At 39.7% G+C, this 24422-nt stretch carries 14 protein-coding genes and 3 pseudogenes; 12 read left to right on the top strand and 5 right to left on the bottom strand.

Annotated elements, in window-relative coordinates:
• Positions 1 to 164 precede the first annotated feature (164 nt).
• A complete protein-coding gene (gene manA, locus NSQ16_RS18625; protein ID WP_032722626.1) occupies positions 165 to 1115 on the top strand; it encodes a mannose-6-phosphate isomerase, class I in 951 nt (316 codons plus the stop codon).
• 128 nt (positions 1116 to 1243) lie between these two features.
• Positions 1244 to 3886: a beta-N-acetylglucosaminidase LytD gene (gene lytD / locus NSQ16_RS18620; RefSeq protein WP_326149851.1), complete on the top strand. Its 2643-nt coding sequence runs from the start codon at positions 1244 to 1246 to the stop codon at positions 3884 to 3886.
• 28 nt (positions 3887 to 3914) lie between these two features.
• On the opposite strand, the gene NSQ16_RS18615 is transcribed toward lytD, so the two are convergent.
• Complete coding sequence (locus tag NSQ16_RS18615) at positions 3915 to 5078, bottom strand: CDP-glycerol glycerophosphotransferase family protein (protein ID WP_230488608.1); 1164 nt, start codon at positions 5076 to 5078, stop codon at positions 3915 to 3917.
• Between the two features lie 19 nt (positions 5079 to 5097).
• Entirely contained in the window at positions 5098 to 5877 is a 780-nt protein-coding gene (locus NSQ16_RS18610; protein WP_176022619.1) for a WecB/TagA/CpsF family glycosyltransferase, read from the bottom strand.
• Positions 5878 to 6242: 365 nt separating this feature from the next.
• Here NSQ16_RS18610 and tagD point away from each other — a divergent pair, with 365 nt between their 5' ends.
• The 3 genes from tagD to NSQ16_RS18595 all read left to right on the top strand — a co-directional run bounded on the left by tagD (position 6243) and on the right by NSQ16_RS18595 (position 11797).
• Entirely contained in the window at positions 6243 to 6632 is a 390-nt protein-coding gene (gene tagD, locus NSQ16_RS18605) for a glycerol-3-phosphate cytidylyltransferase (protein WP_033881770.1), read from the top strand.
• A 142-nt stretch (positions 6633 to 6774) separates the two neighbouring features.
• Positions 6775 to 8910 carry a CDP-glycerol glycerophosphotransferase family protein gene (locus tag NSQ16_RS18600; protein WP_230488609.1) on the top strand — a complete coding sequence of 712 codons (2136 nt, stop codon included), beginning with the start codon at positions 6775 to 6777 and terminating at the stop codon, positions 8908 to 8910.
• Between the two features lie 310 nt (positions 8911 to 9220).
• Positions 9221 to 11797, top strand: coding sequence for a glycosyltransferase (locus NSQ16_RS18595; protein WP_327836403.1), 2577 nt, complete (start codon positions 9221 to 9223; stop codon positions 11795 to 11797).
• A gap of 418 nt (positions 11798 to 12215) precedes the next feature.
• Here NSQ16_RS18595 and NSQ16_RS18590 read toward each other — a convergent pair whose 3' ends face one another.
• On the bottom strand, positions 12216 to 13340 hold the full coding sequence (locus tag NSQ16_RS18590; RefSeq protein WP_230488611.1) for a hypothetical protein: 1125 nt from the start codon (positions 13338 to 13340) through the stop codon (positions 12216 to 12218).
• Between the two features lie 391 nt (positions 13341 to 13731).
• Here NSQ16_RS18590 and NSQ16_RS18585 point away from each other — a divergent pair, with 391 nt between their 5' ends.
• From NSQ16_RS18585 to NSQ16_RS18575, 3 genes and pseudogenes are all read left to right on the top strand, one after another.
• Entirely contained in the window at positions 13732 to 14559 is an 828-nt protein-coding gene (locus NSQ16_RS18585; RefSeq protein WP_085185605.1) for an ABC transporter permease, read from the top strand.
• A gap of 20 nt (positions 14560 to 14579) precedes the next feature.
• Positions 14580 to 15485: pseudogene (gene tagH, locus NSQ16_RS18580) on the top strand (teichoic acids export ABC transporter ATP-binding subunit TagH); the annotation flags it as partial.
• Between the two features lie 107 nt (positions 15486 to 15592).
• Positions 15593 to 16620: pseudogene (locus NSQ16_RS18575) on the top strand (IS3 family transposase).
• A gap of 109 nt (positions 16621 to 16729) precedes the next feature.
• Here the strand turns inward: NSQ16_RS18575 and galU are convergent.
• Entirely contained in the window at positions 16730 to 17608 is an 879-nt protein-coding gene (gene galU, locus NSQ16_RS18570) for a UTP--glucose-1-phosphate uridylyltransferase GalU (protein ID WP_014481080.1), read from the bottom strand.
• 329 nt (positions 17609 to 17937) lie between these two features.
• On the opposite strand from galU, the gene wecB reads away from it, so the two are divergent.
• On the top strand, positions 17938 to 19080 hold the full coding sequence (gene wecB / locus NSQ16_RS18565) for a UDP-N-acetylglucosamine 2-epimerase (non-hydrolyzing) (protein ID WP_031601046.1): 1143 nt from the start codon (positions 17938 to 17940) through the stop codon (positions 19078 to 19080).
• 26 nt (positions 19081 to 19106) lie between these two features.
• Here the strand turns inward: wecB and NSQ16_RS18560 are convergent.
• Positions 19107 to 20022, bottom strand: a pseudogene (locus NSQ16_RS18560) (LCP family protein).
• A gap of 197 nt (positions 20023 to 20219) precedes the next feature.
• Here NSQ16_RS18560 and NSQ16_RS18555 point away from each other — a divergent pair.
• The 3 genes from NSQ16_RS18555 (at position 20220) to NSQ16_RS18545 (ending at position 24285) form a co-directional block, all read left to right on the top strand.
• A complete protein-coding gene (locus tag NSQ16_RS18555; RefSeq protein ID WP_033881224.1) occupies positions 20220 to 20540 on the top strand; it encodes a hypothetical protein in 321 nt (106 codons plus the stop codon).
• 28 nt (positions 20541 to 20568) lie between these two features.
• Positions 20569 to 22713 (top strand): SpoIID/LytB domain-containing protein, encoded by a 2145-nt coding sequence (locus NSQ16_RS18550; RefSeq protein ID WP_230488612.1) that lies wholly within the window; start codon positions 20569 to 20571, stop codon positions 22711 to 22713.
• A gap of 84 nt (positions 22714 to 22797) precedes the next feature.
• Complete coding sequence (locus NSQ16_RS18545; protein WP_033881223.1) at positions 22798 to 24285, top strand: N-acetylmuramoyl-L-alanine amidase; 1488 nt, start codon at positions 22798 to 22800, stop codon at positions 24283 to 24285.
• The last annotated feature ends 137 nt before the right edge of the window (positions 24286 to 24422 follow it).

Genomic DNA, 24422 nt, shown 5'->3' with positions numbered 1-24422 from the left:
CGACGTGATATAATAGATAGGAAGCGTTTTCTTTGAAGGGGTAATGAAAAGATGATGCTTTGTACATATGTTGTCATCGGAAAAAGGCAGCTTATACGGGCGTTTGTAAGAGGGGCGCACCGGGAAAATGATGATCAGTTATTTACAGGGGAGGGGTACGGATCATGACGCAATCACCGATTTTTCTAACGCCTGTGTTTAAAGAAAAAATCTGGGGCGGAACCGCTTTACGAGATAGATTTGGATACAGTATTCCTTCAGAATCAACGGGGGAATGCTGGGCCATTTCCGCTCATCCAAAAGGACCGAGCACTGTTGCAAATGGCCCTTATAAAGGAAAGACATTGATCGAGCTTTGGGAAGAGCACCGTGAAGTATTCGGCGGCGTAGAGGGGGATCGGTTTCCGCTTCTGACAAAGCTGCTGGATGTGAAGGAAGATACGTCAATTAAAGTTCACCCTGATGATTACTATGCCGGAGAAAACGAAGAGGGAGAACTCGGCAAGACGGAATGCTGGTACATTATCGACTGTAAGGAAAACGCAGAAATCATTTACGGGCATACGGCCCGCTCAAAAACCGAACTTGTCACAATGATCAACAGCGGTGACTGGGAGGGCCTGCTGCGAAGAATCAAAATTAAACCGGGTGATTTCTATTATGTGCCGAGCGGAACGCTGCACGCATTGTGCAAGGGGGCCCTTGTTTTAGAGACTCAGCAAAATTCAGATGCCACATACCGGGTGTACGATTATGACCGTCTTGATAGCAACGGAAGTCCGAGAGAGCTTCATTTTGCCAAAGCGGTCAATGCCGCCACGGTTCCCCATGTGGACGGGTATATAGATGAATCGACAGAATCAAGAAAAGGAATAACCATTAAAACATTTGTCCAAGGGGAATATTTTTCGGTTTATAAATGGGACATCAATGGCGAAGCTGAAATGACTCAGGATGAATCCTTTCTGATATGCAGCGTGATAGAAGGAAGCGGTTTGCTCAAGTATGAGGACAAAACATGTCCGCTCAAAAAAGGTGATCACTTTATTTTGCCGGCTCAAATGCCCGATTTTACGATAAAAGGAACTTGTACCCTTATCGTGTCTCATATTTAAACTTAATCTCACTTCGAGGTTAAGTTTTTTTATTAGAAAATGGAAGTGATTCACCTATAAATGAAGCAAGCGCGTGCCGATAAATAAACTAGTTTTATATACTCATAGAATAAGAAAGAGGAGAAGGAATGAAAAAGAGACTAATCGCACCTATGCTTCTATCCGCCGCGTCCCTTGCCTTTTTTGCCATATCTGGTTCTGCCCAGGCAGCCGCGTATACCGACTACTCACTATATAAAGTAGAGCCGTCGAATACGTTCAGTACAGAAAGCCAAGCCTCACAAGCTGTCGCCAAACTGGAAAAAGATACTGGCTGGGATGCATCCTATCAGGCTTCAGGCACAACAACGACCTACCAAATTTCCGCCTCAGGCATTCATAGCGAATCAGAAGCGAAAGCAATACTGAGCGGACTCGCCAAACAGACATCGATTACAGGAACGTCAAGTCCTGTTGGAAGCAAACAGCCATATGTCACCATCTCGTCAGGTGCCATCTCCGGAGAAAAACAGGCCAACACTATCCTAGCAAAGCTGAAACAGGAGACGGGAGTGGCTGGCGCTGTAAAAGTTTACGGAGCAGCTCAGCCCTATATGAACATCATGACATCAGACATTGCTGATGAGACAAAAGTCAAGGCGCTTATCCAGAGCCTGGCCAAGCAAACGGGGATTAAAAGCTCGTATCAGCCCATCACACACACGGTGTCTGTCACAACAATCCAGTCCGGCACAATCGTGGGAGACAGCAGAGCAGCGCAGATCAAAAATGCCTTCCAAAAGGAATCCGGGCTGCATGCATCATTAAAGGAAACGGTGAAAGGACAAGCCTATTATACGTTCACAACTGCCGCTATTTCAGGTGAAGCGAATGCCAAAACTCTATTGCAGCAGCTGAAACAGAGCACTGGCATCACAGGCAGCTACAAGTCCATCAATCAAAAAACAACCGTTGAGTCATACAATGTCCAATCAGCTTATTTCAAAGGGCTGAGTACAGTAAAGGACGCCATCAGCCAAATCAAGAAAAACACTGGCGTATCCGGCAGTTATCAACAGGTTGGAAAAAGCACATCATATACCGTGAATATGAAGGGTATAACAAAACAGCAGCTCCAAAAAATAGACACTTTCTTTAAAAAGAAAAAATGGCATTACACGTCATCCAGCGTCAAAAAAACGACAACGTCTGCAGCTTATCAAATCACGACGGCAAAGATTTTAGGCGAGCAGCAAGCAAACAAAGCAGCAGCCTTCTTTGCTCAGAAAAAAGTAAAAGCTGCAAAAACAGCAGCTGGATCAACAGCAGAAAATCAATATCAGCTCATCTCAGAAGAAACATCAGATCAAGCAAAAGTCACAAAGGGCTTGAACATATTAAAGAAAAATCAGCTGAGTGCTTCTGCGAAATCCGTCAAAAAACAAATAGCTGACACGTTTAAAATCACAACCGAATCTCTGCTTGATCAAACGAAAGTCAATCAGGCACTCACGTTTTTCAAATCGAATCATATATCAGCAGCAAGCCAGAAAACCGGTCAGACAGCTGCGAGCAGCTATCAAATCACAACTGAAGCTATCATCAGCCAAGAAGAGATTGACCGCGTTTTAACATTTTTCAAACAAAATCATATCGCAGTCACAACATCAAAAACAGGCCAGACAGCATATACACAATACAAAATCGTGACAACACAGCTCAGCAGCAAAACCGCATTGAACAATGGGTTAACCTATCTTAAATCGAAAAGTGTAACCCCGAGCTATACAACGAAAAGCAATACGCTTTATAAAATCAGCGTAAATGAGCAGTTCACAGGCAATGATACAGCTGCTGCGGCATCAACGAAGCTAAAACAATTATACGGATGGACATCATCTATCGTGAAGATCAAAAACGGCCCGCAAATCATGAAAACAAACTACAATCTCTCGCTTCGTGATATGGTCCAAAAACAAATGACAGTAAGTCCGCAAACAGACGGAGCGGCTTACGTATCGCTCACGTACATTAATACAGCAACATCAACCGTTACGGCTGATGTACTAAATATCCGGTCAACGCCGGAAGTCAGTCCGACAAACGTGATCGGCCAATTTAAAAAAGGCGATAAAGTGAAAGTCATCGGACAGATAAATGGCTGGGCTAAGATCAATTTGGGCTGGCGAAACGCAAGCAGTGATGAAGTAGTTCAATACGTGGATCCGAATAACTTTTCCAGAGACAGCAAATACTACTTCCAATTTCTCAAGCTGTCACAGACAGCGGGTCTCAGCGTTACTGAGGTCAATCAGAAAGTGCTTGCGGGTAAAGGCATCCTGACAGGGAGAGCAAAGGCATTTATCGATGCCGCCAATCAATATAGCATCAACGAACTGTATTTAATCTCACACGCTCTTCTTGAAACAGGAAACGGGACATCCGCCTTAGCCAATGGATTAACCTATAACGGAAAAACCGTATACAACATGTATGGAATTGGAGCATACGACAGCAATCCGAATTACTACGGAGCCAAATATGCGTACGAGCAGGGATGGTTCACACCAGAAGCGGCCATAATCGGCGGAGCTAAATTCATAGGCTCATCGTATATCCACAACACAGCTTACAATCAGGACACACTGTACAAAATGAGATGGTCAGCTACAGCGACACATCAATACGCAACAGACATCGGCTGGGCGTACAAACAAGTAAACCGCATGTACAGCCTGTATTCATTGCTGGACGGCTATACACTTTATTTTGATGTTCCGGAATATCGATAATCATCATAAAAAGACCGGCCATGTTCCATTAGGAACCGGCCGGTCTTTTTTCATTTTCTGTCATATGCTCGCTCATAAAGTTCAACAGGCGCATGCTGGCATCACCTGTTGAATATTGATGCCACTCTTTCGCAAACCTCTTGAAGTTTTCCTTTGTATCGGACATTTCTTTGATTTCTTTCAACAGCATTTCGGTGTCCATGCAGGCTCTGCCGGGGATGACTGTTTCAAAATCATCGATCAGTCCGCGTTTTTCATTATACTCTGCCATATCATACGTGAAAAACAAAATCGGTTTATTTAACAAAACGTACTCAAAGGCAACTGACGAGTAGTCGGAAATCAGGATGTCACTTTCCATCAGCAAATTCTTTAACGGAACGTCTGATACGTCTTTGATCAACCCTTCGTGTTCTTCAAAAGTAATCTGTTTCCGCACGGCTGGATGTAGTTTGACCAGTAGCAAAAATTCTCCCTTCAGTTCTCTGGAGAGCTGCTCCTTAGAGAAAGGGAGACGAATAGACGTCAAACAATAGTCCCTGTATGTCGGCGCATACAGAATAAGCTTTTGGTTCGGGCGGTCAGCTGTTTTTCTTTTGACATGAAAGTATTCATCAGTTAACGGAACACCCGTCCGCAAAAAACGGTCATCTTTCACTCCGAATGACCGCTTGAAAATGTCCACCATTTTTTCAGAGCCGACAACGATATGATCAAACGAACGATACACCTTTTTAAACCGTTTGATATCCCGGGTGGATCGATAGCGGTTTCCGATATCCTCGAGTCCAAACTTCTTCAAAGCGCCGGACGCATGCCAAATTTGAATGCATGTCGTCTGAGGACGTTTATTCAAAACACTTGTCAGCAGAAAATAATTATCCGTTAACACAAATTTACACCTAAACATCCGGTATACGGCTTTAATGAGATGAATCGGATTTTTCTCGTTGATTATTTGCGATCGAACAGAAGGATATTCATCTGCAAGGGAAATGGCGTGCCTTGTTAAAAGGACTTCCATTTCAAACGGCCAGTTGCTGCTGACATACTCATTAAGCAGCTCGCGCGCATTATCCGGAAAGGAAGCAAGCAATACAGCTCTATCGCGAGCTTTTACCCTTCTGAAAATAAAACCGGTCAAAGCGAGACCGGCCGAGTAAATCATAACCAATAAAGAACGTATATTCATTCGTTACTCAAACTCTTTTCTACACATCGATTTTAGATTGTTCTTTGATCTGCTCCGGATAGTAGTGCCGCTGTTTTTGAACTCTTTCCTCTTTCAGAACGGAAAAGACATATTTCGGGATGTTCAGCATCCGCTTCCACCTTGTCGGATTGGTCAGCAGGCGGTACATCCATTCAAGATTAAGCTTAATGAATATTTTCGGCGCTCTTTTCACTTTTCCGCTGAAAACGTCGAAGCTCCCGCCGATGCCGATCGCAATCGCCTGAGGAAATAGATGCTTATGTTCATAAATAAACTTCTCCTGATGAGGATATCCGAGAGCCACAAAAACCATGTCAGGCTTGGCAGCCGCGATTTGCTTTGCAACTTCGTCTTTGTCTTTGACATAGCCGTGCGAGTATCCGGCTAGCTCAATTCCGGGATATTCGGTTGAAAGCCGATCTGCAACAGCTTGTATAATCTCTTGTTTGGCCCCGTATAAAAATACCCTTTTCTTTTTGCGGTCAGCCAGGCCGAGAAGGTTGATAAATACATCGTACCCCGCGATCCTCGATTTTAATCTGCTGTTGATCAGCCTTGACGTCAGGACGATGCCGATTCCGTCAGGCAGGATAAAGTCAGCAGATGAAACTGTTTTAAAATAATCCTTGTCTTTTGCAGCCGCATACCCGATCTCAGGGTTTACCGTTGCGATAAATGCCCCCTCATTGCGGTCGATAAAGGATTCTTCAAGATGACTCAAAAATCCGGACAAATCCCCGTTAACATATGCAAGATGATGAACCGTTTCCGTTTGCAGCATAGTTTTTTTCCTCCTTCCGGTTTAAGAAGTGTAAATATATACGAATGTATGAAAGTCGAAGATTAAGAGACCAGCCCATAAATTCAGGAAGTCTAACGTATATTTTAGCATAGATCATTCATAAAAGTTTAACAATATCTTTACATTAGTTTTAGATTTTTTACGTCTTATTCAGAAAAGGTTCAAATTTTTTTAGATAAAATTTGGAATTTCATTTACACTAAACAATACTTAACGTTTGATAGGCGATGTGCTATAATGAATGATCAGTAAAGACCTATGAAATAAATGTAACTTATCGAGTGTTTTTGATATATTAATATAGCTTTTCGCCTTGAGATTAGAAAGGAGAGCGCATGACAATGAAGAAAGTCATCACATACGGAACGTTTGATTTATTACATTGGGGACATATCAAGTTATTGGAACGGGCAAAACAATTGGGGGATTATTTAGTCGTAGCGATTTCGACTGACGAATTCAATCTTCAAAAGCAGAAAAAAGCATATCACAGCTATGAGCACCGCAAGCTGATTCTTGAAACGATCCGCTACGTAGACGAAGTCATCCCGGAAAAAAACTGGGATCAAAAGGTACAAGATGTGATCAATCATGATATCGATGTATTTGTCATGGGGGATGACTGGGAAGGGAAATTCGACTTCCTGAAGGACTACTGCAAGGTTGTTTACCTCCCGAGAACCGAAGGAATTTCCACGACGAAGATCAAAGAGGAAATCGCGAACCTTTAATGTCGGCTCAGCATAATAAAAATTCAAAAAGTACTTCTTAAAAAAGATAAGAAGTGCTTTTTGTTTCGTATACGAGTCATTTTAATATAATAAGTATGGACAGCTTTGTTTTTGATTAAAAAAAGAGGGGTAGACAGACTTTATGGATAGTGCAATTCCGATAAAATTTCAGTTGCTGGAAATAAAAATTAATGATACTGGCCTCTATTTTGTGTTCGAAAGTTCTGTCTCTCTTGATCATGTCGATGTTTTGGCAGTTAACCGCAATACGAAAAAAGACATGCGTGTACCATGTAACAAAATAAGCGATTCAGAGCAGTTAAAAGCAGCGAAAGTATCTTTAGATGACCTATCTAACCTGATGATAGACGAAGCGGTCATTGATTTTTATGTACTATATAAAAATAATAAAAAATATCAATGTAAAAAGAGAATTTACACAGCATCAAAACCGATCGAGCTGTCTTGGCATAAGGATCGAGCCAATCAGTGCATTTATTTACCGTATAAGACCCTAAAAGGCCACTTCGCTCTCGAGGTTTTACGAAGTAAAGCAGTGGCTGAACCAGACAGCATGAAGTTATGCTCCGACGGAAAATTAATGATCGGAGGCTATACTTTTCTGCTAGATGCTGAAGAACGTTCAATAGTAAAAAGCAGAAAGCTGGTTTTAAAGGAAATTAGCCAAAACGATAAGGAGAGGTTTTTTGATTTCCCTTTAAAAGACGTTCAGCGCGGCGATCTATCAGCTGATTCTTCAGATCATACCGTAGGGTTTGAGGTGGAAATTGATCTGAAAAAGCTATATGAAGAAAACAGGATGCCTGCTTTTTTTCAGTTTTATATAGAATACGTAGGTGAAGATGCTGCAACAGGGGAGGAAATCATTATAAAAAGCAGGGCATTCAGGCTGATTGATGATATAGACAGTTTTTCAATTGTTGACACAAAAAAAGGACCGGCTCGTTTTCACATTTATCCGCAGAAGCGAAAACGGAGCATGTGTCTAAGAATGAATGATTACACGATCAGAACCCGTGCGGTTTATTTTGCCAAAGGAAAAGGTAAAAGGCTGATGTCAGTCATCCGCAAAGGCAAGAATAAAGTAAAGAAAAAGATTTCGGGCATGGTGAAGAGGGCATACTATTTTACTTTTGGACTGGCCGGCAAATTGCCTGTTAAAAAGAAAACCGTCATTTTTGAAAGCTTTGCCGGTAAGCAGTACAGCTGCAATCCAAGAGCAATTTATGAATATATGAAGGAACATCACCCGGAATACAACTTAATATGGAGTGTAAATCCGAGTTATACAGAAATTTTTGAAGAAAAAAATGTCCCTTATATTAACCGATTCACGCTGAAGTGGCTGTTCGCCATGGCAAGGGCGGAATATTGGGTTGTAAACAGCCGGCTCCCTTTATGGATACCCAAACCAAAGCACACGACATATGTGCAGACGTGGCACGGGACTCCGCTGAAAAGGCTTGCCGTCGATATGGAAGAAGTGCACATGCCGGGCACCAACACTGAGAAGTACAAGCAAAATTTCACTAAAGAAGCATCGAAGTGGGACTATTTAATATCCCCGAATCGGTATTCAACCGAGATTTTTGCCCGCGCTTTTCAATTTAACAAAACAATGATTGAGTCCGGATACCCGAGGAATGACTTTCTGTATACAGACAACCGCCAGGAAACGATGAAGGCCATAAAGAAAAAAATGAATATCCCCGAAGATAAAAAGGTCATTTTATATGCACCGACATGGCGGGACGATCAGTTCTATAAAAAAGGAAAATACAAATTTGACCTTGATTTGAATATGGAAAAGCTGCGAGAGGAGATCGGCGATAATTACGTCATCATTTTAAGAATGCACTATTTAGTCGCGGAAAACTTTGACCTTTCACCCTACAAAGGATTCGCATATGATTTCTCAGCATATGAAGATATTCGCGAACTTTATATGGTATCTGATTTGTTAATTACAGATTACTCTTCAGTATTCTTTGATTTCGCAAATTTGAAACGTCCAATGATTTTCTTCGTTCCAGACATTGAAACCTATCGTGACAAGCTGCGCGGCTTTTATTTTGACTTTGAACGAGAAGCACCAGGTCCGTTAGTCAAAACGACTGAGGGAGTAATTGAGAAAATCAAGGAAACAGAGACATCTGACTATCGCCTGCCAGACATTTTTGAACCTTTTTATGAAAGGTTTTGTTACCTGGAGACGGGCAACTCTTCGGAAAAAGTAGTGAATAGAATTTTTGAGTAAAAAATCTCCATTAATGACTATTTCAAAGCCATTGTATTATTGCAATGGCTTTCTTAAAATTGGTTAGTGTATTGCAATGATCCTATTGGCTAAATGTGTTCTTAACTTTTAGAGAAACTTATGCTATTATGGTTCTCATGTATAGAACTAGAGAGCAAATAGTAAGATACTTACTCCTTATTCTTTAGGTGATTAAGTTTAAGTTTAATCAACCAAAACATAGAAGTAACTGAAGAGTTTTTTTCTTGTATATGAATAATGAACTAATAAATTTACCTTTAAAATAAGTAGGAAAATAGAGGAGATTGGAATGAATAAGAAATTAAAAATAGCAAAAAGAAGAGCGAAGTTTTTATTAGAACCATTTAAAACATATACTAACAACAAAAATTTTAAACGCACTGTTGATTACACGAGAAATTTCAAGAAAAATAAAATCGATCCTCATATTATTTTCTATGAATCTTATCATGGAAAAGCGATGAATGACAATCCATATGCAATATTTAAGCATCTAGTTAACAATGAAGAATACAAAAATTTTACACACGTATGGGCGTTAAATGATCAGGACAATCCTTATGCCAATAAGTATAAAGGCTTGAAAAATGTAAGATTTGTTAAAGTTCATAGTGAGGAATATATTAAATATTTGACAAAGGCAAAATATTTAATTAATAATGTTACTTTTCCTACCTACTTTCAAAAGAAGGATGAACAAATTTATATTAATACTTGGCATGGAACTCCTCTTAAAACTCTTGGAAAAGATATGGAGGGGCCTATTGGTCAGCATAAAAATATCCAAAGAAACTTTTTGCATAGTGACTATATCTTATCTCCAAATAAATTCACTTCAGAGAAATTAATTGATTCTCATGATTTGGAAGGCCTTTACAATGGGGAAATCATTGAAGAGGGTTATCCAAGGATGGATTTAACCTTTAATACAGATAAAGAAGAACTTAGAAAAACGTTAGAAAACATTATAGAACTTGATCCTCATAAAAAAATTATTCTGTATGCACCTACATGGAGAGGAGAAGTAGGAAGTGTCTCCAACATTAATGAAGAGCTATTTAATCATATTTCGGCATTGAATGAAAAGATTCCGGATGATTATCAGCTTATATTAAAGGTCCATACTCTTTTATTTAAATACATTAAACACGATGAACAATTAATGAATAAGTGTATTCCGGATTGTATAGATACAAATGAGTTACTATCGCTTGTAGATATCCTGATAACGGATTATTCAAGTATTTTCTTTGATTATATGGCAACCAACAAACCAATTCTGTATTTTATGTATGATAAAGAGCAGTATCTGAAAAAAAGAGGCATGTACTTGGATGTTAACACACTAGCGGGTCCAATATGTAAAACAACAGATGAGCTTGCAAAATGTATCAAAGAAATTGAGTCTGTACAAGACCGATATCAGTCTGTATATCAAGAAATGAATGAGGTCTATATCAAAAGAGTTGGAGATTCTACTCAAAAAATAGTTGATATTATATTTAAAGGCAAACAGGAACAGTCTGACTGTGTCTTTGATGTTAAAGAACCTCACAAAAAAAACATTTTGATTTATTGTGGCGGTTTCTTGAATAATGGTATTACATCTTCAGCTATAAATTTATTAAACAATATCGATTACGAAAAGTATAATGTTATTGTGATTGATAAAGGAAACTACGATAAAGAATCTTCTTATAATATAAGCAGGATAAATGAAAAAGCAAAGCGGGTCTATCGAGTAGGAAGCATGAACTTAACCATAAAAGACTGGTATCTACATGGATTGATGAATAAAAGGGGTTACACCGAGGAATTAGCGAAAAGGAAGCCTGAAGAGATTTTTAAAAGAGAAATAAATCGTATGTTGGGAAACGCGAGAATTGATATAGCAGTCGATTTTAGTGGATACGTACCTTTCTGGACGATGGTCATGTCTTTGGGAGAATTTCCCCAAAAAAGCATATATCAACATAATGATATGCTTGCTGAGACCAATAAAATCATAAATGGTAAGTATAAGCATAAACGTAAATTAGGCATAGTCTTTTCTCTATATAAATGCTTTAATAAAATCGTGTCTGTTGCAAAACATACTAGGGATCTAAACGCTGAAAATTTAGCACAGCATGTTGATACAAATAAGATGGTTTATGTTCATAACTCATTAAATGTAGACAAAATTAAAGATTCTGTGGAAAATCATGGTTTTTTAATTGAGAGCTATGAGGGACAAGACTATATTATTCAAAAGGAAGAAAAGCCAGGAGCATTTAGTATTAAAGGCATTAGACTGCCTAAACATAACGAAATCAACTTTGTAAACATGGGAAGGTTATCACCAGAAAAAGATCAAGAAAAATTAATTAGAGCATTCTCTCAACTGATTAACAAATATCAAAATTTAAAAATGAAGCTTTATATTATTGGTGACGGTATCTTAAAGGGAACTTTAAATGATTTGGTTGAAACATTGGGACTAGAAGAAAGTGTTATATTCACTGGACAAATGAAAAATCCATTTTTCTTGATTAATAAAGCTGATTGTTTCGTTTTATCTTCTAATCATGAAGGCCAGCCAATGGTGTTGTTAGAAACGCTTGTACTAAATAAACCAATAATTGCTACTGACATTGCAGGGTCTAGAAGCATTTTAGAAGATGGGTATGGTACGCTTGCTCCGAATGATGTAGATGGACTTTTTTCTGAAATGGAAAAATTCGTGTTAGATAACTCGGAAGACAGGGGTAGGGCATTAAATAAGGATTTAAATTATAATAAAAGATTCAAGAGATTTGACTACGAAAATTACAATCATCAAGCAATGAAAATGTTTTATAGGGAAGTTTGTTCCGAAGAAGTTTAAGTAATGCTTGTTTAATTTTTGGACTTTAAGCCAGTCCAGTTAAAACTTTTCTTATTACGGCCTTAACTCGTTTTTCTATTTCGAGTTAAGGTCGTTTATTTATGACTTCATGTTAAATTAAATTATGGAAAGTAATAAATTAAAGAACAGCGTGTAGCGTGTTGACATATAAGTTCGTGTTGCTTTATGTATGTCTATTTGAAAACTAGAGGGTAACATTACTTCCATCTTTTAAGCTTAAATTCCCCCCGTTAAACACGTTATATTCCCATATAATAGATAAAAATCCCCCTATAAGGTACACTCTCAGTGTTTTAAAGGAGGATTCTATTTTTTGATTAAATTCAAACAAACCAACGAATATGAAAAGGATACCAGGATAAATTATCAGCATTTTGATTAGTGACTCTTAATAATTTCAACCGTCCATTGGGTTGTACTTGCCAATATTTAAACTGCCATGAGAAGAAACATTGGTATATTGAAAGTTTCGATCCGGTGCCATTTCTTTTGGAAATTCAATATATTCTTCTGACTTCCCTTTAGAAATCCCTTTAATAGCTCCAGATAATTCCACTTCATTTCCTATTTTTCTAATTCGAGGAAGGGTATCTTGTGCATAAACTTTTGCATTATTTAATAACTTGACCTCATTATAAATAAAACCACTATCATACTTGGAAGGGTAAATCGAGTTAGTTAAGGTATTGGGCTGAGTATTTTTCAATTCCTCTATTTTATTTAAAGCTGACTCAAAATCTTTTACTAGCATATATTGTAATGACTTTTCATTCTCTAGGTTAGTGTATCTTAAATCAATATCTTTTGTATTCAAGGGCTCAAATATTAGTTCTTCTTTAAAGCTTTCTTGATCAGTGCATTTATAAAGATATGAGAATAGATCATTGGGTGACAATTTTAAATTTCTGTCTAATAGATATTTATAAGAATTTCTCCAATGTACATCAATAGTGTTTTCAGCATGTAATAAGGCAGGATTGTTAAACATTAGAGAGAGCCAATTCAATATATTTTTGTTGTTGAATTGATTGGTTGATCTATAAGGGAAATGAGCTAATTTCAGATTCAACTTACCGTCTATTTTTTGTTTTCCTTTATAATAAACGTAATGGTTCCCATTCCCTATTTTATAATTTGTATAATCCTTTTTGTCTTGACAAATTAAAGATTTTGCCGATTGATACTTTTTTCTTCTATACCTTATCTTTTCTAAAACGTTTTCGTTAAACGAAACGTTTTCTAAGTAAACGTACTCAAGCCTATCCATTTGATAGACATTTCCTGGCTTAATGTTTTCTTTGATTTCAGTTATATCTCCATAAATAAACTCGTCAGCATCCAAAAAAACAATTGCGTCAAAATTAAGTTCCTTGGAAATTCTATGATAAGCTTCAGTGGTTTTTTTATTTTGTTCAAATGAAGGATCGTCGTCCTCCCATAGAGTTAAAGGTAATCCTTCTTTCAATAAATTTTTTAATATTGTTCTAGTTTCATCATTTGGACGGTTAATCGAAATAAACATATGATCAAGAAATTTTAAATTGTATCTAACGAAAACTTCTATAATATCAGCTTCATTCTTTACCCTTGTAAAGGGAACAATAGTTCTTTTAATTAAAATTTATTTTCTTTCTACCATCGCCTTCTTTTTATTCTATACAAAAAAAGATAATAACAAGTTTTAGATATATTGAATTGTAATATGAAAAGGTTCCATATTGTACTTGAGTGTCAAATATTCTACAGATCAGCTCAGAGTAACCTTTAATAATTAACAGGGTAACATTGGGAATTTTGGTATCATGCTTTGGTTAAGTCCAAAAGTGAAAAATTAATCATTATCTGTTACAATAGAGAGCAGTGTTAATTTAGACTTTTTGTGAACCAAAACTAATATTTTAAGGAAGATTAGAATGAATGCATTAGTGAGAATACTGAAAGAGCAAGCAACGTCATTTTCTTTAATATTACGCTTGGCAGCTTACGAAACAAAATCAAAATACCAAATGAACTATTTGGGTGTGCTGTGGCAGTTGTTAAATCCACTCATTCAAATGTTGGCCTACTGGTTTGTTTTTGGGATCGGGATTAGAAAAAGCACTGATGTGGTTACGGGTATTGGTGAAGTGTCTTTTATCATTTGGATGCTAGCCGGTTTGATTCCGTGGTTTTTTATCAGCCCGACGATTCTAGATGGTTCAAACAGTGTATATAAGCGAATCAACATGGTGGCCAAAATGAATTTTCCAATTAGCTCGCTTCCTTCAGTAGCGATTGTGGCAAACCTGTTCAGCTATTTTGTGATGATGGTGATTTATATCGTTGCATTAACAGCGTCTGGTATTTATCCAAGTCTTCATTGGATTGAATACATTTACTATTTTATCTGTATGGTTATATTTATGTTTGCCTTTAGTTTGTTTAATTCAACCATTAGTGTGCTTGTTAGGGACTATCAGTTTTTGCTCCAATCTGTGACAAGGCTGCTGTTTTTTTTGTTGCCTATCTTTTGGGATATAGCACATCAGTTAGGGAAAGAGCATCCCGTTTTACTAACAGCTATTAAACTGAATCCACTTTTTTATATTTTAGATGGATTTAGAAGCAGCTTTTTCGACGGAAGCTGGTTCTTCGAAGATATAACATACACGTTGTATTTCTGGGCTTTCACATTATTGCTCTTGACTGTAGGATCTGTCCTGCATATGAAATTCAGGGATAGGTTTGTTGACTTTCTTTAATACGTAAGGAGATTTTAAAGATGAAACTAAAAGTTTCGTTTCGAAATGTTTCAAAACAGTATCAGCTTTATGAAAAACAATCGGATAAAATTAAAGGGCTGTTTTTTCCGAATAAGGATAAAAGTTTTTTTGCTGTTCGGAATGTCTCCTTTGATGTGTACGAAGGGGAGACGATCGGATTTGTGGGGATTAATGGATCGGGAAAATCGACGATGTCCAACCTGCTGGCAAAAATCATTCCGCCGACAAGCGGTGAAATTGAAATGAACGGGCAACCTTCCCTGATTGCGATTTCCGCAGGATTAAACAATGCGCTGACGGGCAGAGATAACATTCGTCTCAAGTGTTTAATGATGGGTCTCACAAATAAAGAAATTGATGAGATGTATGACAGCATCGTTGAATTTGCTGAAATCGGCGAGTTTATCAATCAGCCGGTCAAAAGCTATTCCAGCGGAATGAAGTCCCGGCTTGGCTTTGCGATCTCAGTGCATATTGATCCCGATATTTTAATTATTGACGAAGCGTTATCAGTAGGTGATCAAACCTTCTATGATAAATGTGTCGACAGAATTACCGAGTTTAAAAATCAAGGGAAAACCATTTTCTTTGTCAGCCATTCAATTGGTCAAATCGAGAAAATTTGCGATCGGGTCGCCTGGATCGATAATGGCGAGCTTCGAATGTTTGATGATACAAAGACGGTCGTAAAGGAATATAAAGAATTTATCAGCTGGTTTAAAAAGCTTTCCATAAAAGAGAAAGACAAATATAAAAAAGAGCAATTAGCAAGTCGCAAAAAGGTTTTGTCCGAAGAAGATCTAGCTCATCCTGAAAAAGAAAAGAAAAAACAAAAATCTTTGGCAAATATCATTCCGATTGCAGGTTTATCCATCCTGCTCGTATTGGCCGCCGGAGCGATGTTTGTTTAAAAGTTAAAGCTATTGGATAGGGGCTGACCCATAAATGAAACACCTTCTAGTTTGGAAACGGATAGTTGTTATCCGATATAAGACTAGGAGGTGTTTTTTCTATGGGAACAAGAGTGAGTGATCCGGTTGAAGTTAAACAGAAGGCTGTAGAAATGAGACTGGCAGGCGTGCCTATGAAAGAAAACATTAAGAAATTGAATATCAAGAATAAGACGCAGGTTTAGACGTGTGTTAGATGGCTCAAGGCTGGGGATAACATCGATTCGAACAACCTGTTGGAAGCAATACACATTTTCGGAAAAGGGCCGGAGTATACTTCCGAATTTAGAGAAGCTGCAGACAGAGAATAGTTACCTGAGAAAACAGAATAAGTGTTAAAACTGTCAAACTTGCAGAGGTATTGCACAGCGCAATGATCGTGCAGGATATCTGTGTTCATTTAGGTATCTCACGAGCGTCTTATTTTCGTTGGAAGAGAAATCACCTCAAACGGCATTTGGGAAAACAAATCGGCACGTTATGGACAGCACAAGTATCGATTTGGATATCGAAAAAATCACAGCCATATTAAAAGGGAATGCGTATCAACCATAAAACGGTTCAAGTAATTATGCAGAAAAATCAGTGGCAGTGCCGGGCTAAGATGTAAAAGCGTAAGAATAATAGACAGCCATATGCGTGGTCGATAATATATTAGTCGGAACTCTCAGTCTGCTCACATTCTTGAAAAACTAGTAGCGTGTATCATGTATTTTTGCCTTATGGACAGAACAAATTGCACCTTTCCAGTATATTGGATGTATACAATGGAGAAGTTATTGCTTTGGAGATAAGCAGGACAGAAACTTTGTTTTATACACATTTGATCAGCTGCCAACATGTCTGAGAACTGCGTGTTACATAGTGATCATATACATCTTACTAGTATCAGAAAGCTGTTAAAACACCAGAGCATATCCCGCAAAGGGACGTCCGCTGATAATGCTTCCATCGAATCGTTTCATTCCTCACTAAATTATCAAACGTTTTATTTATCTTAACAGCATTGATTAAACCACGATCGCCATTTTAGAACGCACTGTCAAAGAATACATTTATTTATAACAACATTCGTATTCAAACGAAATAAAACAACCAATTACCGATAAACGATCGGCAATTGGCTGTATAAACTGTGTTTTGATCGATCCCTGTCTCAAAAATGGGGGGGAGTCCCCATATCTATCCAATACTTTTTATTAAAATTCTTCTTTTGACAGAAGGTCCTGCATAAATGGAATCAGTGAATCCTTCAGTTCGCTGTCCTGCATGGCAAATTCGAGAGTTGTCTGGATAAAACCGAGTTTTTCTCCAACATCATAGCGTTTGCCTTCAAAGTCATAAGCAAATACGCGCTGGATTTCGTTTAACTGCTGAATAGCATCGGTCAGCTGGATCTCTCCCCCTGCACCGATTTGCTGTTTATCTAAGTACATGAAAATTTCAGGAGTAAAGACATACCGTCCCAAAATCGCAAGGTTAGACGGTGCCGTGCCCGGTTTTGGTTTTTCTACAAAGTTTTTGACCTGATATAGGCGCCCTTCGTTTGTCAGAGGATCAATGATCCCGTAGCGGTGTGTTTGGTCTTCAGGCACTTGCTGAACGCCAATAACGGAAGAGAGAGTCTTTTCGTACTCGTCCATCAGCTGGCGAAGACCAGGTTTTTCTCCTTGGACAATGTCGTCTCCAAGGAGCACTGCGAATGGCTCGTCTCCAATAAAGTTGCGTGCACACCAAACGGCATGCCCAAGTCCTTTTGGTTCTTTTTGGCGAATATAGTGAATATCAGCGAGGTTTGACGCTTTTTTTACTTTTTCAAGCAGTTCGGTTTTACCCTTTTCCTCAAGGTTTCTTTCGAGTTCCGGCGAGAAATCGAAATGGTCTTCAATCGCTCGTTTGCTTTTACCTGTTACGATGATAATATCTTCAATGCCGGCTTCAACGGCTTCTTCAATAATATATTGAATAGTTGGCTTATCTACGATTGGAAGCATTTCTTTAGGCATCGCTTTCGTTGCAGGGAGGAAACGTGTCCCAAGGCCCGCTGCGGGAATTATCGCTTTACGAACTTTCTTCAATTCAATACACCTTCCTTAAACTATGTTTTCTAGTGAGCAAGAAAAATATGCTTGGCAAGCGGAGAATATATGTATGCTATACCCCGAAAAATTACAATTACAAACACATCATATAAGAAAAACAATTCTTAAACAAGTCTAAACAAGTATAAAGCGTAAAGGTGTTATATAATGAAAGGAAATTTCATTCTTCAACAGGAAGGTTTGCGGTTTGATCACTGGATGTTTTATGATGAGTATATCGTCTTAAGAAATCCAAGGATTCGATATATTTCCAACCAGAAAACTTGGCAATAAAGCTATTCATATAGAAAACAGGTGATAGAAAAATGAAGAAACTAAAAGTCATGACAGTATTCGGCACGCGCCCTGAAGCCATAAAAATGGCGCCGCTCGTACTTGAATTAAGAAAATATCCTCAAATTGAGTCTTATGTGACGGTTACAGCCCAACATAGGCAAATGCTTGACCAGGTACTTGAAGCTTTTGACTTAAAGCCTGATTTTGATTTGAATATCATGAAAGAAAGGCAAACGCTGGCTGAAATTACGTCTAATGCGCTTATGAAGCTAGACGAGCTGTTTCAGTCCATCAAACCGGACATTGTGCTTGTTCACGGCGATACGACAACGACATTTGCGGGTAGTCTTGCTGCTTATTATCACCAGATTTCCGTCGGCCATGTAGAGGCGGGACTTAGAACCGGGAACAAATACTCGCCGTTTCCTGAAGAGCTGAACAGGCTGCTGACGGGATCGATTGCCGATTTTCATTTTGCGCCGACAGAGCAGGCCGAAAAGAATTTACTCCACGAAAATAAAGATCCGGAGACGATTTTCGTCACCGGAAATACCGCAATTGATGCACTTCGCACAACAGTAAGGGACGGCTATGCACATCCCGTCCTTGAAAAAATCGGAAGTGACAAGATGATTTTACTTACCGCACATCGGCGTGAAAATTTAGGGAAGCCGATGGAAAACATGTTTAAAGCGATCAGGCGAATCGTCGAAGAATTTGACGGCGTACAGGTCGTTTATCCCGTTCATCTCAATCCCGCTGTTCGTGAAGCGGCTGCAAAGCACTTCGGTGATTTGGATAAAGTCCATCTGTTAGAGCCGCTCGAAGTCATCGATTTTCACAACTTCGCTGCTGAAGCTCACTTCATCCTCACCGACTCGGGTGGGGTGCAGGAAGAAGCGCCGTCGCTTGGAAAGCCGGTCCTCGTGCTTCGCGATACTACGGAACGGCCAGAAGGCGTTCGGGCCGGTACGCTTAAACTGGCAGGAACGGATGAAGATAAGATCTATCAACTGACTAAACAGCTGTTGACCGATCAAGATGAATATCGCAAAATGTCCCAGGCTTCAAACCCATACGGGGACGGATGGGCTTCGCGGCGAATTGCGGAGGCGCTGCTTTATAGTTACGGATACCGAAGAGCACGGCCTGATGTGTTTAAAGATAAATAAAAAAGCTTCCTTTACAGGAAGCTTTTTTATTTATTAAGGCTCTCTTTCAGTTGATCTGTAATGTCGTACAGAGAGCTTTGTCGGCGGCTTACAGTAATAGATTCGTTTATTTTTGTGCCGTCGTATTTCAGCTCATGCTGAATGACTTTTGAGCGTGCTTCTTTAAAACCGGATTGGATATCCCACTGATAGTTAAACGTGAGATTCGTTTTAACGTTGTTTTCGAACACTTTGAACATATCTCCGAATTTCGTGATGGACGATATATTATGCCTTTATTAATGATTCCTTCGATAACTTGACGCTGTCTGTTCTGGCGCCCGAAATCGCAGTTCCGATCCTCTTTCCTCATTCTCGTATAAGCGAGCGCTTCTTTTCCATTCAGCGTAATCTCGACTTTGCCGAATGAATAGCCGTCATAGCGAAAGCGAACGTACTGTTCTCGGTAATGCCCCGCCAAGCATATCTACGACTTCTCTGAAACTTTCCATGTTCACTTTAACAAAAAAATCGACCGAAACGTCGAGAAAATTATCAACCGTGTCTGCCGTCATCTGAACACACCGAATGCGTATAAATAGTTGATTTTATCCATCTTGCCTTTGCTGATAATTTAAGTATACGTATCCCTCGGAATGCTGACCATTTCAATCGTTTTCGTTTTCGGATTCACCGTCATATAGATCAGGTAGTCTGCGCGCTCCTTATCACCATCCCGTTCATCGACACCCTTGAGAAGCACGGAAAACGGATCATGTTTATCAATATCAACAGCTGAATCGTGTTTAGATTTGTTAATATTTTCATGAATGTTTGCCACAGTAGATGCCGTTTTATTCCATAAGTAATAGGAGTAGCCTTCTGTGCTGAGAACAAAAAATTCCAATCAAGCAATAATTATAAGGGGCTTTTTTTCTATTTATTTCTCTTTTCAGCTCTCATATAGCCCTCAACTTTTAATAGCTACTTAGATTAAAAGTTTCTTAAAATTCAAAAATATAAAAATAAATATAGGTGTCCTTTTGGATAGACGAAATTCTTAGAAAAATGTTTCAAAAAAACCAACCAATCTGCAAAATTTTTCGCTAAAATTAAAGAATCTGTTGGAATTTGTCGATAAAAAGGGAGAGGTGAAGAAGATGAAAAAACTCATAGTTCTGACATTATCAATGCTGCTTTTGTTGTCAGCCTGCGGCACTTCGGGCCAATCGGAGGACAAGTTAAGCTCAGGCAATAAAAATGCAGCATCTGAAGAAACCATCACTAAAGAAGGTTCATTCGCGGGGTTGGCTGACAGCCATACAATTGCGGTGAACATCGATGGCAAAGAAACAACGCTTCAAATTGATGAAGATCTTCAGGAAAAAGTCAATTCCATTGAAGAGGGCAAAAAAGTCGAAGTCCAATATACAAAAGTCGAGAATGGCGTCTTGGAGCTGAAAAGCATCGAAATCAAATAAAGAGCTGAATCAAGGGAGGCATAACGTTTTGAAAAAGATGAAGCTTCTGGTTCTGTCGTCAGTAACTGCTGCAGCTCTGATGTTTACGCAATCTGCCCAGGCTGCCGACAAAACAATTTCGGTAAAGTTAAGTAATTATTTGGGCAATAAATCAAGTGTTGATATCGACATTACCGGCTCATACGAAATTCCGGGCTCGGGAATCTCCGCGACAGAGCGGTACGGCGGGGCGACCCGCTTTGATGTGGCAAACAATGTCGCATCTGCCGGATGGACGAACCCGAGCACAGTCGTGATTGTCAACCGAGACGCTTTTGCGGACGCGCTCTCTGCAACTCCGCTTGCAAAGAAGTACGATGCGCCGATTCTTTTAACAGATGCGGGAACGCTGACGGCGAAAACCGAAACTCAAATTACCAAGATGAAGCCAGATAACATCTTAATTATTGGTGGAACAACGAGCGTTTCCAAAAATGTTGAAAACACGCTGAAAAAGTATGGGGCAATTGTCCGTATCGGCGGCGCCAATCGATATGATGTGTCTAAAAATATTGCGAGCCGGATGGGGTCCTACAGCCAAGCGATTGTTGCCACCGGTTTGGTCTTCTCCGACGCTCTGTCGATCGCGCCTTATGCGGCAATGAACGGTTATCCGATACTGCTCTCAGGGAATAATACGATTCGAAGCGATTACAATATTCCGAGCAAAGTTACAATCGTCGGCGGTCCGTTGAGTGTCAGCACAAGTGTTGAAAACACATTAAAGAAAAAAGCGGCTGTTACCCGCATCGGCGGTGCGAACAGATATGAAGTGTCTGCGAATATTGTTAACGCGCTTAACATGAACGCATCAAAGGTTTTCATGTCTAACGGAATGACTTTTGCGGATGCACTGGCCGGTTCCGTCCTTGCAGCCAAACAAAAGCATCCTTTGCTACTTGTCCAATCGGGCAGTTTGCCGGCTCCTGTCGCAGATGTAGTCGCCAAAAAAGGAACACAGTCTTTTGCTTTGCTTGGAGGGACCGCCTCGATCACGGATTCGTTGAAAAACAGCCTGGCAGATATGATTACCGGGAACGGATACTCTGTTAATCTATCGGGCGGAAAGCTTGTGCTCAACAAAAATAATAAAGCTGTCAAAACGTTTGGAACTTCATTTACGACATCACCTAAAAAATATTCGACTTCAAATTCCATCAGCATCAACGGAAGGCCTTATTTAGGCAATATGAAGTTTACGATTGAATCAAGCAAATATATTCGACCGATAAACGAAAACATTCCGTTCGAAGATTATCTAAAAGGTGTTGTGCCGCACGAAATGCCAGCAAGTTGGCAGACTGAAGCTTTAAAAGCCCAAGCGGTGGCAGCGAGAACATATTCGGTCGGTTCCGCAGGAAAAGTAGTGGCTGATACGCAATCGTTTCAGGTTTACGGCGGATATGACTGGAATTCGAAGACATCCAGCGTTGTAAATTCCACAAAAGGACAAGTTTTAAAATATAACGGCAATTTGATTTCGGCCGTTTACTCATCAAGCAACGGGGGATATACGGAAGCAAGCGCAGAGGTATGGGGCGGCAATGTTCCTTATTTAATCGCCAAAGCAGATACATATGACCCGAAAACCAGCTGGTCGATATCTTTGAATAAAACGCAGATCAATACCAGCGGCTTAAATCTGAGCAGCCCTAGCACTTGGTGGAATTCGACTAATGAAACGAACTCTGCCTATTTATCGGGACTGAAAAGTTGGTTTATGACCAATAAATATCCTAATGCGGAATCTATTAAGATCACTAAAATCTCAAGCCTGAGCCTGAGCAGTGTAAAAACTGCCGGTCATCGGCCGAAAACAGCAGAGGTGAAGTTTTCTTACTTTGTCAAAGAAAAATCAAACGGCTATGTTCTGTCAAACGGAAAACTTTCAGAAAAAACAGCGACGATTTCCGTGACGACGACTCAATTAAGATCGATGTTGGGCGGCATGAATATGAAGAGCACGTATGCTTCTTTATCAAACAATACGAACGCTTTTACTCTCAGCGGTAAAGGATTCGGCCACGGAATCGGCATGAGTCAGTATGGAGCAAATGCCAGAGCTGCTGCCGGGCACGATTACAAGAAGATTTTAAGTTTCTATTATCCAAATACGACTCTATCAAGCTATTAATAGAGTTAGAGCAGGAGGCAGCGGTGCCTCCTCTGTTCATGTTCAGGGGAAAACATAACATTTACATTTTTGGAGGTTATTTTTTTGAGGGTTTTTCTTAAAGCTGTACCTATGTTGTTGTTAGGGTTCTTTTTGTTTATGCCTAATGTATTTGCGGCCAACTCTGTCACAAGATTAGACGGTGTAAACCGTTATGAGGTTGCGGTGAACGTTTCCAAGCAGGGATGGTCAAGTGCAAGCACTGTCATTGTTGCAAATGGAAAGGCATATGCAGACGTCCTTTCAGCGACTCCATTTGCCTATCGAAACAACGCGCCTGTTCTATTAACTGAAGCATCTAAATTACCAACGGCGACAAAAAACCGAATTAGTCAGTTAAAACCTAGCAAAGTGATCGTAATCGGCGGAACCGTCAGCGTTCAAAACGGCGTCGTAAACGAGATTAAAAAGCTTGGTGTGTCATCTGTCGAACGCATCGGCGGAGCGAATCGCTACGAGGTTGCGGCGAATATTGCGAATAAGTTGCCGAAAAATTCAAAAGCTGTCATCGCAAACGGAACGGCGTATGCTGACAGCCTAGCGATCGGCGCATATGCCGCAAGAAACGGCATTCCGATTCTTTTAACATCGTCAAATTCCATACCGACAGCGACAAAAAATGCAATGAAGAGCAAAGGAACAACATCGACCATCGTCGTAGGCGGTGAAGTCAGCATCTCCAGCAGCGTATACAAACAGCTTGCTTCTCCGACGCGGATCGGCGGCAGCAACCGCTATGAAGTCGCGGCAAATGTCGTCAAGAAATATTATTCTTCTGCGAAGAATGCAATTATCAGCAACGGCTATGCGTATGCCGATGGATTAACAGGATCTGTTCTGGCGGCTAAGCAAAACCGTCCGATGATGTTCACGAATGCATCGTCTTTGCCGACACCGACAAGAGAAGTGATCGGTTCCAAAAACATGACGACGTTTACCGTGCTTGGCGGAACGGTTTCTCTTCAATCCAATGTCGTGTCACAGCTGAAAAATCCGATCGTCGGCAAAAAAATCTTCATTGATGCAGGGCACGGAGGTACAGACAGCGGTGCTATCGGCAACAGTCTATATGAAAAAAGTGTGAACCTTGATGTTGCAAAATTAATTAATACGAAATTATCAAACGGCGGTGCTCTGCCAATAATGGCGAGGACGAACGACACTTACCTAACGCTTGCACAGCGCGTGTCAAAAGCACAGTCAAATAAAGCAGATTTGTTTGTCAGCATCCATGCAAACTCGGCAACGCCTGCTGCTTCCGGAACAGAAACTTACTATTATACGACGTATGAATCAGCCAATAGTAAAAGGTTGGCAACCGAGATTCAAAATCGTCTCTATGTAGCGCTGAATACAACAAACCGTGGTGTGAAAATCGGCAACTTCCATGTCATCAGGGAATCCAAAATGCCAAGCTGCCTTGTTGAACTTGCGTTTATCACCAATATCAACGATGCGGCTAAGCTCAAAAGCTCAATTTACAAAGAAAAAGGCGCTAAAGCGATTTACGACGGAATCGTTGCTTACTATTAAAATATAAACAGAAAGTTCGTTTTTCGGAAAAACTGCCTATGCTGCCTTTGTTTTGTCTTTATAATATAGTATGATATTTTTGGTGAATTTAAAGACAAAACGGAGGCATGCACTTTTAACAAAAAATCAATGAATTT

The organism is Bacillus sp. PS108, assembly GCF_037963335.1.
In the GTDB taxonomy this organism is placed as follows: Bacteria; Bacillota; Bacilli; order Bacillales; family Bacillaceae; genus Bacillus; species Bacillus subtilis.
Note: the sequence above shows the minus strand (reverse complement) of the source record. Positions and strands in the feature narration are given on the sequence as shown.

Bases quoted from the DNA above. Each gene is read 5' to 3' on its own strand.
- manA (WP_032722626.1), top strand. From the start codon at position 165: ATGACGCAATCACCGATTTTTCTAACGCCTGTGTTTAAAGAAAAAATC.
- lytD (WP_326149851.1), top strand. From the start codon at position 1,244: ATGAAAAAGAGACTAATCGCACCTATGCTTCTATCCGCCGCGTCCCTT.
- NSQ16_RS18615 (WP_230488608.1), bottom strand. From the start codon at position 5,078: ATGAATATACGTTCTTTATTGGTTATGATTTACTCGGCCGGTCTCGCT.
- tagD (WP_033881770.1), top strand. From the start codon at position 6,243: ATGAAGAAAGTCATCACATACGGAACGTTTGATTTATTACATTGGGGA.
- NSQ16_RS18600 (WP_230488609.1), top strand. From the start codon at position 6,775: ATGGATAGTGCAATTCCGATAAAATTTCAGTTGCTGGAAATAAAAATT.
- NSQ16_RS18595 (WP_327836403.1), top strand. From the start codon at position 9,221: ATGAATAAGAAATTAAAAATAGCAAAAAGAAGAGCGAAGTTTTTATTA.
- NSQ16_RS18590 (WP_230488611.1), bottom strand. From the start codon at position 13,340: ATGTTTATTTCGATTAACCGTCCAAATGATGAAACTAGAACAATATTA.
- NSQ16_RS18585 (WP_085185605.1), top strand. From the start codon at position 13,732: ATGAATGCATTAGTGAGAATACTGAAAGAGCAAGCAACGTCATTTTCT.
- wecB (WP_031601046.1), top strand. From the start codon at position 17,938: ATGAAGAAACTAAAAGTCATGACAGTATTCGGCACGCGCCCTGAAGCC.
- NSQ16_RS18555 (WP_033881224.1), top strand. From the start codon at position 20,220: ATGAAAAAACTCATAGTTCTGACATTATCAATGCTGCTTTTGTTGTCA.